General features: G+C 31.3%; 19 protein-coding genes. 15 read left to right on the top strand and 4 right to left on the bottom strand.

Annotation, left to right across the window (positions count from 1 at the left end; all coding sequences use genetic code 11):
* Positions 1–60: 60 nt before the first annotated feature.
* Positions 61–504 (bottom strand): aggregation-promoting factor C-terminal-like domain-containing protein, encoded by a 444-nt coding sequence (locus HMPREF2629_RS04470; protein WP_070813180.1) that lies wholly within the window; start codon positions 502–504, stop codon positions 61–63.
* Positions 505–852: 348 nt separating this feature from the next.
* Here HMPREF2629_RS04470 and HMPREF2629_RS04465 point away from each other — a divergent pair, with 348 nt between their 5' ends.
* A complete protein-coding gene (locus tag HMPREF2629_RS04465) occupies positions 853–1539 on the top strand; it encodes a 2,3-diphosphoglycerate-dependent phosphoglycerate mutase (RefSeq protein ID WP_017174974.1) in 687 nt (228 codons plus the stop codon).
* A 133-nt stretch (positions 1540–1672) separates the two neighbouring features.
* On the opposite strand, the gene HMPREF2629_RS11010 is transcribed toward HMPREF2629_RS04465, so the two are convergent.
* Positions 1673–1771, bottom strand: a complete 99-nt coding sequence (locus HMPREF2629_RS11010) for a putative metal homeostasis protein (protein ID WP_104993087.1) — start codon at positions 1769–1771, stop codon at positions 1673–1675.
* A 95-nt stretch (positions 1772–1866) separates the two neighbouring features.
* Between HMPREF2629_RS11010 and HMPREF2629_RS04460 the strand changes: the two genes are divergently transcribed.
* From HMPREF2629_RS04460 to HMPREF2629_RS04445, 4 genes are all read left to right on the top strand, one after another.
* Complete coding sequence (locus HMPREF2629_RS04460; RefSeq protein ID WP_070813179.1) at positions 1867–3306, top strand: MDR family MFS transporter; 1440 nt, start codon at positions 1867–1869, stop codon at positions 3304–3306.
* A gap of 118 nt (positions 3307–3424) precedes the next feature.
* Entirely contained in the window at positions 3425–4225 is an 801-nt protein-coding gene (locus HMPREF2629_RS04455) for a transporter substrate-binding domain-containing protein (protein WP_002448333.1), read from the top strand.
* Positions 4206–4925, top strand: a complete 720-nt coding sequence (locus HMPREF2629_RS04450; protein WP_049434406.1) for an amino acid ABC transporter permease — start codon at positions 4206–4208, stop codon at positions 4923–4925. The genes HMPREF2629_RS04455 and HMPREF2629_RS04450 overlap by 20 nt, the downstream gene beginning before the upstream one ends.
* Positions 4922–5653, top strand: a complete 732-nt coding sequence (locus tag HMPREF2629_RS04445) for an amino acid ABC transporter ATP-binding protein (protein ID WP_070436310.1) — start codon at positions 4922–4924, stop codon at positions 5651–5653. Before HMPREF2629_RS04450 ends, HMPREF2629_RS04445 begins: the two co-directional genes overlap by 4 nt.
* A 102-nt stretch (positions 5654–5755) precedes the next feature.
* Here the strand turns inward: HMPREF2629_RS04445 and HMPREF2629_RS04440 are convergent, their stop codons facing one another.
* Both HMPREF2629_RS04440 and HMPREF2629_RS04435 read right to left on the bottom strand, forming a co-directional pair.
* Positions 5756–6178, bottom strand: coding sequence for a MaoC/PaaZ C-terminal domain-containing protein (locus HMPREF2629_RS04440; protein WP_002448363.1), 423 nt, complete (start codon positions 6176–6178; stop codon positions 5756–5758).
* A 40-nt stretch (positions 6179–6218) separates the two neighbouring features.
* Positions 6219–7466 (bottom strand): aminoacyltransferase, encoded by a 1248-nt coding sequence (locus tag HMPREF2629_RS04435; protein ID WP_070647457.1) that lies wholly within the window; start codon positions 7464–7466, stop codon positions 6219–6221.
* Positions 7467–7733: 267 nt separating this feature from the next.
* Between HMPREF2629_RS04435 and HMPREF2629_RS04430 the strand changes: the two genes are divergently transcribed.
* The 10 genes from HMPREF2629_RS04430 (at position 7734) to cobA (ending at position 16021) form a co-directional block, all read left to right on the top strand.
* The gene (locus HMPREF2629_RS04430) at positions 7734–8093 is read left to right on the top strand and encodes a DUF4467 domain-containing protein (protein WP_017174967.1); all 360 of its coding nucleotides are present in this window, start codon (positions 7734–7736) and stop codon (positions 8091–8093) included.
* A gap of 24 nt (positions 8094–8117) precedes the next feature.
* Positions 8118–8714, top strand: a complete 597-nt coding sequence (locus HMPREF2629_RS04425; protein ID WP_049379316.1) for a thioredoxin domain-containing protein — start codon at positions 8118–8120, stop codon at positions 8712–8714.
* A 300-nt stretch (positions 8715–9014) separates the two neighbouring features.
* Entirely contained in the window at positions 9015–9530 is a 516-nt protein-coding gene (locus tag HMPREF2629_RS04420) for a YceI family protein (protein WP_019834820.1), read from the top strand.
* A gap of 111 nt (positions 9531–9641) precedes the next feature.
* Entirely contained in the window at positions 9642–10112 is a 471-nt protein-coding gene (locus HMPREF2629_RS04415) for an SRPBCC family protein (RefSeq protein ID WP_019834821.1), read from the top strand.
* A 71-nt stretch (positions 10113–10183) separates the two neighbouring features.
* Positions 10184–10366: a hypothetical protein gene (locus HMPREF2629_RS04410; RefSeq protein WP_002448340.1), complete on the top strand. Its 183-nt coding sequence runs from the start codon at positions 10184–10186 to the stop codon at positions 10364–10366.
* Between the two features lie 124 nt (positions 10367–10490).
* Complete coding sequence (locus HMPREF2629_RS04405; RefSeq protein ID WP_002448547.1) at positions 10491–11309, top strand: formate/nitrite transporter family protein; 819 nt, start codon at positions 10491–10493, stop codon at positions 11307–11309.
* 124 nt (positions 11310–11433) lie between these two features.
* Positions 11434–12147 carry a sirohydrochlorin chelatase gene (locus HMPREF2629_RS04400; RefSeq protein ID WP_070813178.1) on the top strand — a complete coding sequence of 238 codons (714 nt, stop codon included), beginning with the start codon at positions 11434–11436 and terminating at the stop codon, positions 12145–12147.
* A gap of 210 nt (positions 12148–12357) precedes the next feature.
* Positions 12358–14763, top strand: coding sequence for a nitrite reductase large subunit NirB (nirB, locus tag HMPREF2629_RS04395; protein WP_017174962.1), 2406 nt, complete (start codon positions 12358–12360; stop codon positions 14761–14763).
* A gap of 2 nt (positions 14764–14765) precedes the next feature.
* Entirely contained in the window at positions 14766–15080 is a 315-nt protein-coding gene (gene nirD, locus HMPREF2629_RS04390) for a nitrite reductase small subunit NirD (RefSeq protein WP_029376759.1), read from the top strand.
* A complete protein-coding gene (gene cobA, locus HMPREF2629_RS04385) occupies positions 15071–16021 on the top strand; it encodes a uroporphyrinogen-III C-methyltransferase (RefSeq protein WP_070813177.1) in 951 nt (316 codons plus the stop codon). The genes nirD and cobA overlap by 10 nt, the downstream gene beginning before the upstream one ends.
* Positions 16022–16091: the final 70 nt, after the last annotated feature.

The following is a 16091-nucleotide window of genomic DNA, read 5'->3' as shown; positions in this document are numbered from 1 at the left end:
TTTATATAATTCCCACTAATTGGGGTCAGTCCATATACTCCTGCTCTTTTTTGATTCGATTTACCACCAACCATTTGATTCTCTAAAACGTATCGCTGCTCCAATTGATCCATAACGTTCTTTTGCATATTGAATCATGCCTTTAGTTTGAGTTTCAACTGATCCATACCCCCATGATTGGTTAGTTTGGCCTAATCCATGGTATTGACCATTTGATGCATTAGGGTTACCGCCGGATTCAGGAAGGACAATTTTCTCCCACATTTCTTCTGTGCCTCCAGCAGCTAAGAAACGTTGATATACTGATTGTGTACGACTTGAAGTACTAGAAGTTGTCGTGTTTGAACTTGATGCATTTAAATTAGATGTATGACTTTGATTATATTGGTATTGATGTTGTTGAGAAGGGGATGTTGATACCTCTTCTGCGTGTGCCTGACCAGTTTCTAAACTAGCGGCACCTAATGAGAGCATGGTCATTAATGCAAAAATTGATTTTTTCATGATAAAAAACTCCTTTGTGATTTGGATATTAATGTTCAAATTAAAACATTGCATCCCAATAAATCTAGATGTTGACTACGGTATGTTCACTATGACAGTTAATTTAATGACATAGGTTACTGTCATATCAAGAATCATTATCAAATATGAACACGAAGTAACAAATATCTCAACCGTTTATCATATATTCCGAATTAAATTATAAGTAGTCCTATTATGAAAAAAAGGGAAATAGTTCTATAATAATGGTGTAAAGATAAATAGATATTAAATTAAATAATGAGGAAAGTATTTATAATTCAATCGTTATACTCATTAACTTTCTATTAACCTAAGGAGTGTTATATTATGCCAAAATTAATTTTATGTCGCCATGGACAAAGTGAATGGAATGCGAAAAATTTATTTACCGGTTGGGAAGATGTTCAACTGTCAGAACAAGGGAGAAATGAAGCCATCACTTCAGGTAAAAAATTAAAAGAAAACAAAATTGAAATTGATGTTGCTTATACTTCTTTATTAACAAGAGCATTGGAAACGACTCAATATTTATTAGCTGAATCTGACCAAGAATGGATTCCCGTTCATAAAAGTTGGCGCTTGAACGAACGACACTATGGAAAATTACAAGGGTTAAATAAAGATGATGCCCGTAAGGAATTTGGTGAAGAACAAGTTCATCAATGGAGACGTTCTTATGATGTATTACCGCCAGCACAAACTGAAGAACAACGTCAATCTTATTTAAATGATCGTCGTTATCGTCATTTAGATCATCGTATGATGCCTTACTCTGAAAGTTTAAAAACAACATTAGAGCGTGTCATTCCAATTTGGACTGATCATATTTCACAACATTTATTAGATGGGGATACTGTACTTGTAGCAGCACATGGTAACTCTATTCGAGCATTAATTAAATATTTAGAAAACGTATCAGATGAAGACATTATAGGCTATGAAATTAAAACTGGCGCACCGTTAATTTATGAATTAGATGATGATTTAAAAGTAACTAATCATTATTATTTATAAAAGTGTGAGCAAGAATTTTTATTTATTGTAATATAGTAGATACAATAAAAGGCTAAAGCATTAAAGAAGTGCTTTAGTCTTTTATTAATGTAGTGGAGTAAGATTGTTTATAAAAATAGTTAAACGGTTTTAACTAACGTCGATATTGCTTAATCATCTTTAATGCACGTTTGCGTGTTTTAATATTAGGACTTTTTAAGTTACGGCGTGCAGTTTGTAAATCTTGTTTCATAAATAGTCCTCCTTTTTATAAAGAATAAAGGAAAAGATGGTTTATGTAAATAGTAATTATTACGATTTATAAAATAAAAATAAGGAGATGATACCATGTCGCATAGTAAAAAGTTAATTATGATTTTCACTATGCTATTAGGTATTTTTTTTGGTTTATTAAATGAAACCTTGTTGACCACAGCATTACCGAGAATAATGAAAGATTTTCATATTGCATATTCTCAAGTACAATGGCTCACAACAGCCTTCTTACTAACAAATGGAGTAGTTATTCCATTGTCTGCATTTATTATTCAACGTTATACAACAAGACAGGTATTCTTAACTGGAATTATTATATTCTTTCTAGGCACTTTACTAGGAGGATTTAGCCCTAATTTCACTACTTTATTAATTGCAAGAATTATCCAAGCATTAGGTTCTGGTATTATGATGCCACTAATGATGACGACGATATTAGATATATTTGAACCGCACGAACGTGGAAAATATATGGGGATGTTTGGATTAGTGATTGGTTTAGCACCAGCGATTGGACCTACATTATCTGGATATTTGGTTGAATACATTAATTGGAGAGCATTGTTTTATGTTGTAGCTCCAATTTCAGCAGTGACCTTTATACTTGCTTTAATTTTTATTAAAAACGTTGGAGTAAAAGTAAAAGCACCCATTGACATGTTATCCATTATTTTATCTATTATCGGATTTGGTGGTATGTTATACGGGGTAAGTTCTATTTCTCAGAAAGGTTGGAATGACCCAGTCGTTCTGAGCACTATTATTTTAGGCATTATTTTTGTAGTTTTATTTATTTGGAGACAAGAACGACTTGAAACCCCTCTATTAAGTTTTAAAGTATTTAAAAATAGTCAATTCACAGTAGGTATTGCTATTATGGCTGTAACGATGATTTCGATGATTGGATCTGAAACGGTATTACCTATGTTTGTACAAAATGTGTTGCAACGTACGCCTGTTGATTCCGGTTTGATATTGTTACCTGGAGCAATTGTAATGGCAATCATGTCTATCATATCTGGGCGTTTATACGAAACTTTTGGAGCACGAGTACTTTCAATGATAGGTATGCTTATTGTAACAATTACGACGTCCTACTTTGTAGTAATGGATGAACATACGTCAACAATTGTTTTAGCAACTATTTATGCGATTCGTATGATTGGTATTGCTTTAGGGTTAATGCCTGTAATGACGCATACAATGAACCAACTCACTCCAGAATTAAATGCTCATGGATCTTCAATGACAAATACGATTCAACAAGTAGCGGGTTCTATTGGTACAGCTGGTTTAGTAACAATTTTAAGTGTAGCAAGTCAGCATTTTAAACCGACACCAAGTGATTATCAAGGAATGGCTAAAACAGAGATGATGAAACACATTCAAACAGACGCAATGATACATGGATATCATTCTGGCTTTTTATTCGCAGTCATTATCACAGTTGTTAGTTTATTATTAACTTTTTTACTTAAACAAAAAAAGGATTTAAATGAAGAAAGTCATTAACCTCATATCTAAACCTTCTATTTTATTTAATAGTTTAAATAGTTATTGACTATTCATAGTGATGAGATTAGAATTAATTTATTCTGACTAATTTAATAGGAATATGGAGGAGTTATTAATGAAAAGACTTTTATTTGTAGCTTTGACACTTATTTTTGTATTAGCCGCATGTGGTAATAGTGGTTCATCTGACAAAAATAGTGATTCAAAATCAAGTAGCAGTAATAGTGATAAAAAAACCTTACGTGTAGGAACTGAAGGGACTTATGCACCTTTTACTTTCCACAACAAAAAAGATCAGTTAACTGGTTATGATATTGATGTAATTAAAGCTGTTGCGAAAGAAGAAGGATATAAACTTAAATTTAATGAAACATCTTGGGATTCAATGTTTGCTGGTTTAGATGCAAAACGTTTTGATGTCATTGCAAACCAAGTGGGTATTAATAAAGAAAGAAAAGAAAAATATAAATTCTCTAACCCTTACACTTATTCAAGTGGTGTCTTAGTTGTTCGTGATGATGAGAAGAATATTAAATCATTTGATGATGTGAAAGGTAAAAAATTAGCACAAACATTTACTTCTAACTACGGAAAACTTGCTAAAGATAAAGGTGCTAACATCACTAAAGTAGATGGTTTCAACCAGTCTATCGATTTATTATTATCTAAACGTGTGGATGGTACTTTTAATGATAGCTTATCTTATTTAGATTATAAAAAACAAAAACCTAATGCTAAAATTAAAGCAATCAAAGGTGATGCAGAACAAAATAAATCAGCATTTGCATTCTCTAAAAGTGTCGATGATAAAGTTGTTTCTGATTTCAACGATGGTTTGAAAAAACTTAAAGAGAATGGTGAACTAGCAAAAATTGGTGAGAAATGGTTCGGTGAAAATGTTTCTGAGCCTAAATAGTCAACAACAACACGCATTAGATGCAGCAACTCAAGCATTTGGACCCATGTTGGAAGGTTTAGTAAAATACTCTATTCCAATTACAATTGTGACGTTTATTTTAGGCTTGATTATCGCTTTGTTTACGGCGTTAATGCGTATTTCGTCTAGTAAAGTACTAAGAGGAATTGCACGTGTATATGTATCTATTATTCGTGGCACACCAATGATTGTACAACTCTTTATTATCTTTTATGGTATTCCAGAACTTGGACGTCTAATTACTGGAAACGCGGAGGAACAATGGACATTGTCTTCTGTTGTTTCAGCGATTATTGGATTGTCTTTAAATGTAGGTGCATATGCCTCTGAAATTATCCGTGGTGGTATTATTTCTATTCCAAAAGGCCAGACAGAAGCGGCATACTCTATTGGAATGAATTATCGTCAAACGATTCAACGTATTATTTTACCTCAAGCGATTCGTGTTTCAGTTCCAGCTTTAGGTAACACATTCTTAGGATTAATTAAAGACACTTCATTATTAGGATTTATCTTAGTAGCTGAAATGTTCCGTAAAGCGCAAGAAGTTGCTTCTACAACATACGAGTACTTTACAATTTATATTCTCGTAGCTGTGATGTATTGGGTTGTTTGTTTTATTATTTCAGTCATCCAAGGCTTCTATGAATCATATATTGAAAGAGGGTATAAGGCATGATTGAGTTATCCAATATTCATAAATCTTTTAATGATAAAGAAGTAATTAAAGGTATTGATTTGAATGTAAAAAAAGGTGAAGTTGTCACATTAATTGGTCGTTCCGGTTCGGGTAAGACTACATTATTGCGTATGATTAATGCGTTAGAGATTCCGACTGAAGGCAACGTTACTGTGAATGATAAAACGTATACTGCTAAAGATAAGAAATCTCAAATTGAAGTACGTAAACAATCAGGGATGGTATTCCAAAGTTATAATCTTTTTCCACATAAAACAGCTTTAGAAAATGTGATGGAAGGTTTAGTAACTGTAAAGAAAATGAGTAAATCAGAAGCTAGAGATAGAGCATTAGGCTTACTTGAAAAAGTAGGTTTAACACATGTTAAAGATCAACGTCCTCATGCACTTTCTGGTGGTCAGCAACAACGTGTGGCGATTGCGAGAGCGTTAGCGATGAATCCTAAAGTGATGTTATTTGATGAACCTACATCTGCACTTGACCCTGAACTTGTGAATGATGTGTTGAAGGTTATTAAAGAATTAGCAAATGAAGGCATGACGATGGTGATAGTTACTCATGCAATGCGTTTTGCAAAAGAAGTATCTAATAAAGTTGTATTTATTCACGACGGAGAAATTGGTGAAGAAGGGTCTCCTGAAGAATTATTTAATCATCCTAAAACTGATGAATTAAGACGTTTTTTAAATGTAATTAATAAAAATTAAAAAAGAATCGTCGTTTGAGATGTTTCATCTTGAACGACGATTCTTTTTATTGAATAATGCTTTCTTTCTTCAGATAAATAGATTTTAGAAATGTTTATTATTTTAAACTGATAGTAAAACAGTAAGCTCAAATTGAAGTACTTTATTCTCATATTGATTAAATGTCATAATTTCAACGGTTAAACTACCAAATTGTTTTTTCAATTTTTTATCTAAAACTTTAACTTTTACATATAAGTTATCATTTGGATAGACAGGTTTAATAAAGGTTACATTATTTAAATGAGTCCCTGCAATGATGTCTTCTTCATATTTATTTTCTTCAATCCAAAGTTTAAAAGAAAGAGAAAGGGTATGCATACCTGATGCTATAATCCCTTTATACATTCCTTGACCTGCTTTTTTCTTATCTAGATGCATATATTGAGGGTCAAATTGATGAGCAAACTCTAATATTTCTTTCTCAGTTATTTTGTAATGTTTACTAATGAATGTATCTCCTATAGAAAACATACTGTATTTCATAGTTATATGCCTACCTTAAAGTATACTTATAATGCAATGATTATCTTCTATTTTTGATCCATTGTTGAGTATGATAAAGAACAGGTTTAATTGGCTTAATGAAGTCACCAATATATTCATAAACACCAGCATTAAAGCCTTTTTTGAACTGTTGGACACCATAATCTTCAGCATTTTCACTAAAGTCTCCAGTAATACCATAGAAGTTGTAACGGTCAATGTTATGCTCTTTAGCAAATTTAATCATTTCCCACTGTAAACGATAGGCCCCCATATATTCATTATATTTTGGGTTAGAACCACTAGATAAATAATATACTTCATGTTCATTGTAGATATATAATGCAGCTGCTAGATTTAATACTTCACCTTCTGCTGCAATTTTATCTTTTGTTTGGTTTATTTTACGTTCATTGCTATCAAATTGTTGTTGAAGTTGATTGCGTTTATTTTTGTTCTTTTTAGAGTTAGGGCTTTCTTTTAAAACTTCTTCAATTTCGGTAAGTTGTTTTGTTAAATCCTCATGTTTATGTTGTAGAGTAGACAAATAATCTTTTAAATCGATATAAGCTAATTTTAGCATGGCATGATCTTTATATGTTTTTTGCATTTCATAGAAATAAGGCTCATCTCTAAATTTAAAGCCATGTTTTTCTTCAGCCATTTGGAACAGTTCGAAGAAAGTATGTGTGTCTTCCATAGGTAATGTTTTAACTTTTACGCCCATTTCATACGTCTTTTTAATATTACGACGTGTTTGATAGTCCATTTCTTTTAATAATTGGTCTTCAGTTTTATCTTTAAGATCAAGTACAGACAACCAACGAATTTGACTCATTGTACTATAACCTACAGACCAACCTTGATGTTTATATCCTAAGTCTTCAAGTGTTTTAATCACTGCACGATTATCGTAGCTTTTTAAAATTTCTCCATCTGCATTACGTAGGTTTTCTAAAATATATGGATCTACTAAAACAAATAGACAATTTTGTTTTTTTAAATATTCTGTTAGTGATTTGAAAAAGAAGTGAACCAGTTTGATATTGCTATAATCCATTACTGGACCACGATGTGTGTAAAAATATTTATAAAATTTTAATGCGCGTGCTTCAGTCATTAATGTTGCTGCAATGACATCTCCACTATCATCTTTAACACCTACAACATGTACATCATGTTTCATCTCATTTCTATTATCAAAGTGTATTCGAGATTGTGTATAGTGAGAAAAATGTTCGGATGTGAATTTTTCAAATTCTTCAGGTGTTAAACTTACGAATTTCATGATTATCTACTCCTCTGTGTTTTTAAGAATTCTAAACTATTTTATCAAATTAGTTCTATTATTACACACATTTAGTAAATTAATTTGCTCATGCTTTAGTATTAGATAATAATTATTTTTTTAAATATATAACTATAAAACTTAAAATATAATATTTTTTAATAGTCTAGTTTATATTGCAAAACCACTATATGATAATCAGTATAAGCATAGTATAATAGTAAGAGTTATATTAGGTTAGATTAGAAAAAGTAGGAGTGAACATATTTGAAAAGATTGATTTTATCATTAAGTGTATGTGTCATATTGCTAGCGGGCTGCGGTAATGATGAATATGCTAATAAAATAGATAAAGCTGTAAAACTACAAGATAAAAAACAAGAACGACTTGCTAGGAATGAACAAGGCGATGTGGTAAAACACTTTGATAAAAAAGACGCTAATATATATGTGTATGAAAAAGGTAAATATGTTGTATTAGCATATAGACCATTAAGTAATAACGATGAAATGCATTATTATACATATCAATTTAAAGACAAGAAGGCAACTTATTTAGAGCACTTTGATACGAAACAATATATTAGTACACATGATTCGGATTATAAGGAAGAAAATCTTAACTAATTGAAACCATCTTAAGGAGTATATATGAAAAAATTGATTTTTATTGGAGCTGGGATCATATGTTTAATCATTATCGTTGTCGCTTGCTCTCGAAATAAAAAAGAAACAACCCCAGCTCATACGAAAAATGGAAAAATTTTAATTGTAGAATATGGAGACTATAAATGTCCTTATTGCAAGAAAATTGAAGATAACGTCATGCCTATCATAAAAAAAGATTATATTGATACAAATAGAGTGGAATATCAATTTATTAATGCAAGTTTTCTTGGAAAAGATTCATTAATGGGCTCTAGAGCAGGGAATGCTATTCAATCTATTGCACCAAAAGAATATCTTACATTCCAAAAAAATATATATGCTCATCAACAAGAAGAAAAAAAACATTGGATTACTGAAACATTACTAGATAAAGAAATTGACCAATTAAATATTTCTCAAAAACAAAAAGATCGCATAAAAAAAGAATATAAAACTAAAAATAGCGATGCTTGGAAGGAAGCAGAAAAACAGAAAAAGTTAACAAAAGAAAATCATATTCAATCTGTTCCAACAGTTTTTATCAATGGTAAAAAAGTAGAAGACCCTTATAAAGTTAAAGAATGGGAAAAATATTTATAGCATAATACAAAAGACCTAACTTAGTGTTGTTTAAATATTAAATTAGGTCTTTTAATTATGTTTTTATATAGTTTATGAAATATTTAAAAATCTTACATTTAAAATCATTATTTTTATAAAAAAAGGGAATAGAGATAAAAGAAATAAAGTTAGAACAATTAATTTACTTTAATTAAGTCGTTTAGTTTGTCATTTTCATTAGATTTATTTAATATACTGAGTATAATAATTATATTAAAGTAGAAGATAGATAAAATGAATACTATTAGTTTTATCATTTCACTATTGGAGGGAAAATAAATGGCTAACTTTAATTTAGATCCAGTTCATTCAGGTGTGAATTTCTCAATACAACACCTTGTAATTAGTAATGTAAAAGGACGTTTTAACGATTTTGATGCAGATATTACAGGTGACTTTCATGATTTAAGTTCTTTAAAAGGCACTTTTACTGTTCAAGCTAATTCTATTGATACTAAAGTAGAAGATCGTGATAATCATCTTAAAAGTGAAGATTTCTTAAACGTTGAACAATATCCTGAAATTAAATTTGAAATTATTAGTGTTGATGACCATTCAGTTACTGGTAATGTAACAATTAAAGATCAAACACAAAAAGAAACATTCGATTTAGATTATAAAGGTATTAGCTTAAACCCACTTAATAATAAAAATACAGCAGGTTTAGTTATTACTGGCGAACTTGATCGTGAAAAATATGGTGTTACATTTAACCAACCATTAGAAACTGGTGGTTTCTTATTAGGTAAAACATTAAATGTGGAATTCGATTTAGAATTTCCTATTGAAGAATAATAAAGTTAAAAAACAGGCAGAGTTCTAACTTTGCCTGTTTTTTTATTGTCTTAAAATATAATAGTTGTTAAATTATAGAAATCACCATTTTAGAAATTAGGAGAGATAACGATGTCAATCGATGTAAAAGAAAATAAAATAATTTTTAAAAGAACATTTAAAGCTCCTATCAATGATGTATTTGATGCCTATACAAATCCATCGTTATTTGAGCAATGGTTTCATCCTCAAGGCGCTAAGACAAAAGTATATCGTTTTAATACTGAAGAAGGCGGGGAAGCCTTCTTTGCAATAGAAACCTCAGAACAGACAAGCTATACATTAACAGAATATCGAAAAGTGGATCGTCCGAAGTATCTTGAATACTTTGATTACTTTGCTACACCTGAGGGAAAAAAAGATACGCGTTTACCTGGTATGCATATTTCAATCAATTTTAACTCAGATAATAAACAAATGACTACTATTACGTCTACGTCAGTGTTTCCAACTAAAGAAGCAGCTCAACAAGCAGTAGGTATGGGAATAGAAGCAGGTATGAATTCAACATTAGATCAACTAGAAGTCTTACTTAATGAATAAATCGTCACGAGGATGTCAAAATTAAATTGAACTTTTAAGTTATAATAATATTGAAAAGAGGATGATATAGTATGAAAGAAAGATATTTAAAAGTGCTGGGATTATTTTCAATTAGTACTTTAATTCCAACATTATTAATTAATTCAAAGTGTTTAAATAATGGCGTCATAAAATATATTTTAAGAACGGCATTAGGCTATGGTATTTTTGCTTCAGGATTACGTTATTTTTCAAAATTAAAAAAAGCACATTAATATCATGACAAGAGCAAGATATGGAAAATAAACCTCCATATGTTGCTCTTTTTTAATCTTCTCTATTCAAAATGCACTTCACTATATATAATATAAAATTATAAATGAATTAAGGAGAGGGAATATGACAAGTAACCATACAACAATTGAAGATACATATACTACAAAAGATCTTATTAAAGCGGCTGTAAGACAGGTACAAATGAAAGAAGTTATGGCAACTCAAACACCTGGACGATATTTACTAAAGTCAATGATGTCAGGATTTTTATTAGCTATTGTTACAGTATTTATGTTAGCAATCAAAACACAGTTTGCAGGAACAAATGATGGACTTGTTAATTTATTAGGAGCAATCTCATTTAGTTTAGCTTTAGTTCTTATTGTTCTAACTAATTCAGAATTACTTACTAGTAATTTTATGTATTTAACTGTCGGATGGTACTACAAAGTCATTGCAGTTAAAAAAATGTTATACATATTCTTATTTTGTTTTATTGGAAATATTATAGGTGGGTTTATTTTATTCTTATTAATGAAGGGGACACATGTGATGACACCTGAAATGGTTGCAAGTCTAAGTAAAACAGTACATTTAAAAACGGTAGAATCAACTTGGTTAAATATTCTTATCAAAGGGATATTCTGTAACTTCTTTATTAATATTGGTATTTATGTTTCAATGCTTTTTAAAGAAGGTTTAGCGCGCGCATTTTTCATTGCTGTTGGTGTGATAGTATTTGTATTTATGGGATATGAACACGTTGTATTTAATGCTGGATTATATGCAGGAATGATTTTTTATAATAGTGATGCATTATCATGGATAGATGTGCTAAAAAATATCGTATTTGCTTTTGTAGGTAACTATATTGGTGGAGGTATTTTTGTAGGGCTTGTTTATGCTTATTTAAACGGAAAAAGAGACAGTATAAAAGCATAGTAAGACGATCAAAGAGCGGAAATATCGAGAGACATTTCCGCTCTTTTAATCCCCAACATATTGACTTAATATTCAGAAAATCTTATTATTTTAATCAACATTAAAATAATAAGGGGGAAACCATTTGGTTGCGAATATTCTAGTAGCTCATGGCATGAGAAAAGGAGATCAAAATAAAGCACTCGGTGAATTTATAGATAGTTTATTACAAGATGAAACTTACGCTTATGAGCTTGCTTTTATTGAAAGTGAAGAAAAAAGCGTTGAAAATACGATTACTAATTTAATAGAAAAAGGGGAAACGCAATTTAAAGTTGTACCTTTACTTATATTTTCAGCCATGCATTACATTGTAGACATTCCAGAGATGTTAAGAAACATTAAACAAGCACATCCAAATATAATATATGAAATTAGTGCGCCTCTTGGTACGCATCCATATATGGTGGATTTAGTAGAACAACGTATTAATGATGTGGATATGAATAAAGAGTCAAATGTGGCAGTTGTATTGATTGCACATGGTAGCTTTTCTTATACTAAAGCACATGATGAACTAAAAGAATTTAGTACTAAGTTAAAGCAAGACAAACCTATATATTGCCGTACGTTATATGGAGATATTACGTTTAAAAATGATTTAGATCAACTTTCAAGACAATATCGTCATCTTATTGTGGTTCCAATGTTTTTATATGATGGACGTTTAGTTAATAAAGTAAAGGGTCTTATATCAGAGATGGATATTGCTAATGAATTGCACATGACTCCGTCTATTAATTTCGACCCTATTTTAAAATCGATTATTCGAGAGCGATTAAAAGAATTAACAGTATAGTAACTACATACATCTTTCATTATATGAGTGCTAAATCCTCACTCATGTAATGGAAGATGTTTTTTATTAGGGAAATCCCCGATTTTACATTTAAGTGTGAAAATAATCACAAATTCAAAAGAATATGGTATAAAATAGCCTTGTAAAGAATAGTGAGTGCAAAACTATTTGAATTTAATAATAATTAAATGTAATAAAAGGGGCATTGATATGGCTAAACAAAAACTCGTAATGATTGGTAATGGTATGGCTGGTTTAAGAACAATTGAAGAAATTTTAGAACGTTCAGATTCTCAATTTGACATTACAATTATTGGTAAAGAACCTTATCCTAATTATAATCGAATCATGTTATCGAACATTTTACAAAAGAAAATGACAGTTGAAGAAACGATTATGAATGATTATGACTGGTATAAAGAACATCATATTGAACTAATTGTAGATGATCCAGTTGAAAAAGTAGATAGACAATCCAAAACTGTCACTACATCTAAAGGTATCACTGTAGCTTATGATATCTGTATCTTTGCGACGGGTTCAAAGGCATTTGTTTTACCTATACCTGGATCAGAATTACCAAGTGTCATCGGTTGGCGCACAATTGAAGATACTGAGCGTATGATTGAAATTGCTAAAACAAAAAAACGTGCCATTGTTATTGGTGGAGGTCTTCTTGGATTAGAATGTGCAAGAGGATTAATGGATCAAGGTATGGATGTAACAGTTCTTCACTTAGCAGAATGGCTGATGGAAATGCAATTAGACCGTAAAGCTGGAGATATGTTAAAAGCTGATTTAGAACGTCAAGGCATGCATATTGAACTACAAGCAAATTCTAAAGAAATTATAGGAACAGATGATGTAGAAGCTATTAAGCTAGCTGATGGTAGAGTAATAGAAACGGATTTAGTCGTTATGGCTGTTGGTATACGTCCATTTACCGAAGTAGCTCGTGAAGCGGGATTAGAAGTGAATCGAGGTATCGTTGTTAATGATTACTTGCAAACATCTGATGAACATATCTATGCCGTGGGTGAATGCGCGGAACACAACGGTAAAGTATATGGTTTAGTTGCACCTCTTTATGAACAAGGTAAAGTGCTTGCTGATTATTTAACAGGTAAAGAGACTGAAGGATATAAAGGTTCTACAACATTTACGTCTTTAAAAGTATCAGGTTGTGATTTATATAGTGCAGGACAAATCGTTGAAGATGAAACTGTACACGGTATCGAAATCTTTAACAGTGTAGATAATATTTACAAAAAAGTCTATCTAAGTGATGGTCGAGTGGTAGGTGCCGTTTTATATGGTGATACAGATGATGGTTCAAGATTTTATAGTATGATGAAAAAACATGAATCACTAGAGGACTATACACTAGTGTCACTGCTTCATAAAGGCGGAGAAGAAAGTGGAACTTCAATAGCAGACATGCCTGATGATGAAACAATTTGTGGTTGTAATGGTGTAGATAAAGGTACGATTGTCAACGCAATTACAACAAAAGGGTTGACTACTGTAGATGAGGTTACAAAAACAACCAAAGCAGGAAATTCTTGTGGTAAGTGTAAAGGACAAATTGGAGAAATACTAAAATGTACATTAGGTGATGAATTTGTAGCTGCTAAACCAACTGGTATTTGTGCATGTACTGATTTGACACGTGATGAAATTGTTACTCAAATTAGAGCTAAAGGTTTAAAAACATCAAAAGAAGTTCGTCACGTACTTGATTTTAAAGATAAAAATGGTTGTCCAAAATGTCGCCCAGCTATCAACTATTATCTAAATATGGTATATCCTCATGAACACCAAGATGAAAAAGCATCAAGATTTGCGAACGAACGTTATCATGCAAATATTCAAAATGATGGTACTTTCTCAGTGATTCCACAAATGCGTGGTGGTGTCACAGATGCTGACCAATTAATTCGTTTAGGTGAAGTAGCGAAAAAATATAACGTGCCTCTTGTTAAAGTAACAGGGTCTCAGCGTGTAGGGTTATATGGTCTTAAAAAAGATGAGTTACCAAAAGTTTGGAAAGATTTAGGTATGCGCTCTGCCTCTGCATATGGTAAGAAAACGCGTTCTGTGAAAAGTTGTGTTGGTAAAGAATTCTGTCGATTTGGTACACAATATACGACACGTTTAGGTATTCGATTAGAAAAAACATTTGAATACATAGACACACCTCATAAATTTAAAATGGGTGTTTCTGGTTGTCCAAGAAGCTGTGTAGAATCAGGTGTTAAAGACTTTGGTGTCATTTCAGTAGAAAATGGCTATCAAATTTATATTGGCGGTAACGGTGGTACAGAGGTCACTGTAGGTCAATTACTTACTACTGTTGAAACAGAAGATCAAGTGGTACAACTTTGTGGTGCGCTTATGCAGTATTACAGAGAGACTGGAATATATGCTGAACGAACAGCACCATGGCTTAAACGACTAGGATTTGATCATGTTAAGGAAGTGCTTTTAGATGAACAACGTCAAAAAGAACTTTTTGATAGAATTATGGATGCAAAACAAGCACTTGAAGAAGAACCTTGGGAAGCTATTGTTGAAAATAAAGAAGCACAAAAAATATTTGAAGTCGAGAAAGTGTGAGGATGAGTGTAATGGAAAAAGTTAAAGTAACAACTATGGATGAATTAACACCATTAATTGGTAAAAAGGTTATCGTTAAAGATAAACAAATCGGTATATTTTTAACAGAAAATGGAGAAGTGCATGCTATTAATAATGTGTGTCCACATAAAGAAGGACCGTTATCTGAAGGTACTGTAAGTGGAGAATATGTTTATTGTCCACTCCACGATCAAAAAATTGATTTGAATACGGGTGAAGTGCAAGAACCTGATACAGGTTGTGTTGAAACATATCAAGTTGAAATTCAAGATGGAGACGTATTTATATGTCTCTAGTCACTAAAAGTGAATTTGGAAAAGTATATTTAATTGGAGCTGGTCCTGGCAATCCTAATTTGCTAACTAAACAAGCAGAACGATTAATTCGTCAAGCAGATGTTATTTTATATGATCGTCTTGTCAATCCATTGATATTACAATATGCAAAGCCAACTACTGAAATCATAGATGTTGGAAAAAAACCTTATACTAAACATATTCAACAAGAAGGTATCAATTTAAAAATAGTAGCAGCAGCGAAAAAGTATAAAATTGTTGTACGTTTAAAAGGTGGAGACCCAGCAGTGTTTGGCCGAGTAACTGAAGAAATAGACATTTTAAAAGAACATCAGATTGCTTATGATATTGTACCTGGGGTAACTTCTGCGAGTGCAGCGGTAGCTTCATTAGACTTAGGTTTAACGATGCGCTCAGTAGCACCAAGTGTTACATTTTCCACAGGTCATTTTAAAGATGATATTGATCAAGACATGGATATACGTAATTTAGCTAATGGTGGGACTTTGGCAATTTATATGGGAATTAAACGATTAAATGATATTATTAATCAAATTAGAAGATATACTAAAGAAGATTATGATATTGCTATCATTTTTAATGCTACGTGTTATAACGAAACCATAGTGGTTGGTAAACTAAGCACTATTGAATATCAATTATCTAAGCTTAATATGAAACATGATCCAGGAATTTGTATATTAGGCCATATCATTAACTATATGGATGACGAAAAGATTATACACTCAAAACAAACAATAGATGAAACATTGTACGTTATTAAAGGGAATAAAGACTTAGCCCTTTCAAAAGCAGAAGACTTATCTCAACAGTATTTAAAATGCTTAATTCAATATGATGAAACTTATCATTCTTCACAAAAGTATTTATATGAATCGATCATAACGCAGCACCAAAATATTAAATATATTGAAGTGTAGTTCTTTACGCTTCGAATGTCATAAGTGAGATAACACGATATTTAAAACGTGTGTTATCTCACTTTTTTTA

The organism is Staphylococcus sp. HMSC034C12 (genome assembly GCF_001835895.1).
In the GTDB taxonomy this organism is placed as follows: Bacteria; Bacillota; Bacilli; order Staphylococcales; family Staphylococcaceae; genus Staphylococcus; species Staphylococcus hominis.
The sequence above is the reverse complement of the archived record's forward strand: the minus strand, read 5'-3'. Positions and strand labels throughout refer to the sequence as shown.

Excerpts from the sequence above, each read along its gene's own strand:
- HMPREF2629_RS04405 (WP_002448547.1), top strand. The coding sequence starts at position 10,491 with ATGACAAGTAACCATACAACAATTGAAGATACATATACTACAAAAGAT.
- HMPREF2629_RS04420 (WP_019834820.1), top strand. The coding sequence starts at position 9,015 with ATGGCTAACTTTAATTTAGATCCAGTTCATTCAGGTGTGAATTTCTCA.
- HMPREF2629_RS04455 (WP_002448333.1), top strand. The coding sequence starts at position 3,425 with ATGAAAAGACTTTTATTTGTAGCTTTGACACTTATTTTTGTATTAGCC.
- cobA (WP_070813177.1), top strand. The coding sequence starts at position 15,071 with ATGTCTCTAGTCACTAAAAGTGAATTTGGAAAAGTATATTTAATTGGA.
- HMPREF2629_RS04435 (WP_070647457.1), bottom strand. The coding sequence starts at position 7,466 with ATGAAATTCGTAAGTTTAACACCTGAAGAATTTGAAAAATTCACATCC.
- HMPREF2629_RS04470 (WP_070813180.1), bottom strand. The coding sequence starts at position 504 with ATGAAAAAATCAATTTTTGCATTAATGACCATGCTCTCATTAGGTGCC.
- HMPREF2629_RS04410 (WP_002448340.1), top strand. The coding sequence starts at position 10,184 with ATGAAAGAAAGATATTTAAAAGTGCTGGGATTATTTTCAATTAGTACT.
- HMPREF2629_RS04415 (WP_019834821.1), top strand. The coding sequence starts at position 9,642 with ATGTCAATCGATGTAAAAGAAAATAAAATAATTTTTAAAAGAACATTT.
- HMPREF2629_RS04460 (WP_070813179.1), top strand. The coding sequence starts at position 1,867 with ATGTCGCATAGTAAAAAGTTAATTATGATTTTCACTATGCTATTAGGT.
- nirB (WP_017174962.1), top strand. The coding sequence starts at position 12,358 with ATGGCTAAACAAAAACTCGTAATGATTGGTAATGGTATGGCTGGTTTA.
- HMPREF2629_RS04445 (WP_070436310.1), top strand. The coding sequence starts at position 4,922 with ATGATTGAGTTATCCAATATTCATAAATCTTTTAATGATAAAGAAGTA.
- HMPREF2629_RS04465 (WP_017174974.1), top strand. The coding sequence starts at position 853 with ATGCCAAAATTAATTTTATGTCGCCATGGACAAAGTGAATGGAATGCG.
- HMPREF2629_RS04440 (WP_002448363.1), bottom strand. The coding sequence starts at position 6,178 with ATGAAATACAGTATGTTTTCTATAGGAGATACATTCATTAGTAAACAT.
- nirD (WP_029376759.1), top strand. The coding sequence starts at position 14,766 with ATGAGTGTAATGGAAAAAGTTAAAGTAACAACTATGGATGAATTAACA.
- HMPREF2629_RS04425 (WP_049379316.1), top strand. The coding sequence starts at position 8,118 with ATGAAAAAATTGATTTTTATTGGAGCTGGGATCATATGTTTAATCATT.
- HMPREF2629_RS04450 (WP_049434406.1), top strand. The coding sequence starts at position 4,206 with ATGTTTCTGAGCCTAAATAGTCAACAACAACACGCATTAGATGCAGCA.
- HMPREF2629_RS11010 (WP_104993087.1), bottom strand. The coding sequence starts at position 1,771 with ATGAAACAAGATTTACAAACTGCACGCCGTAACTTAAAAAGTCCTAAT.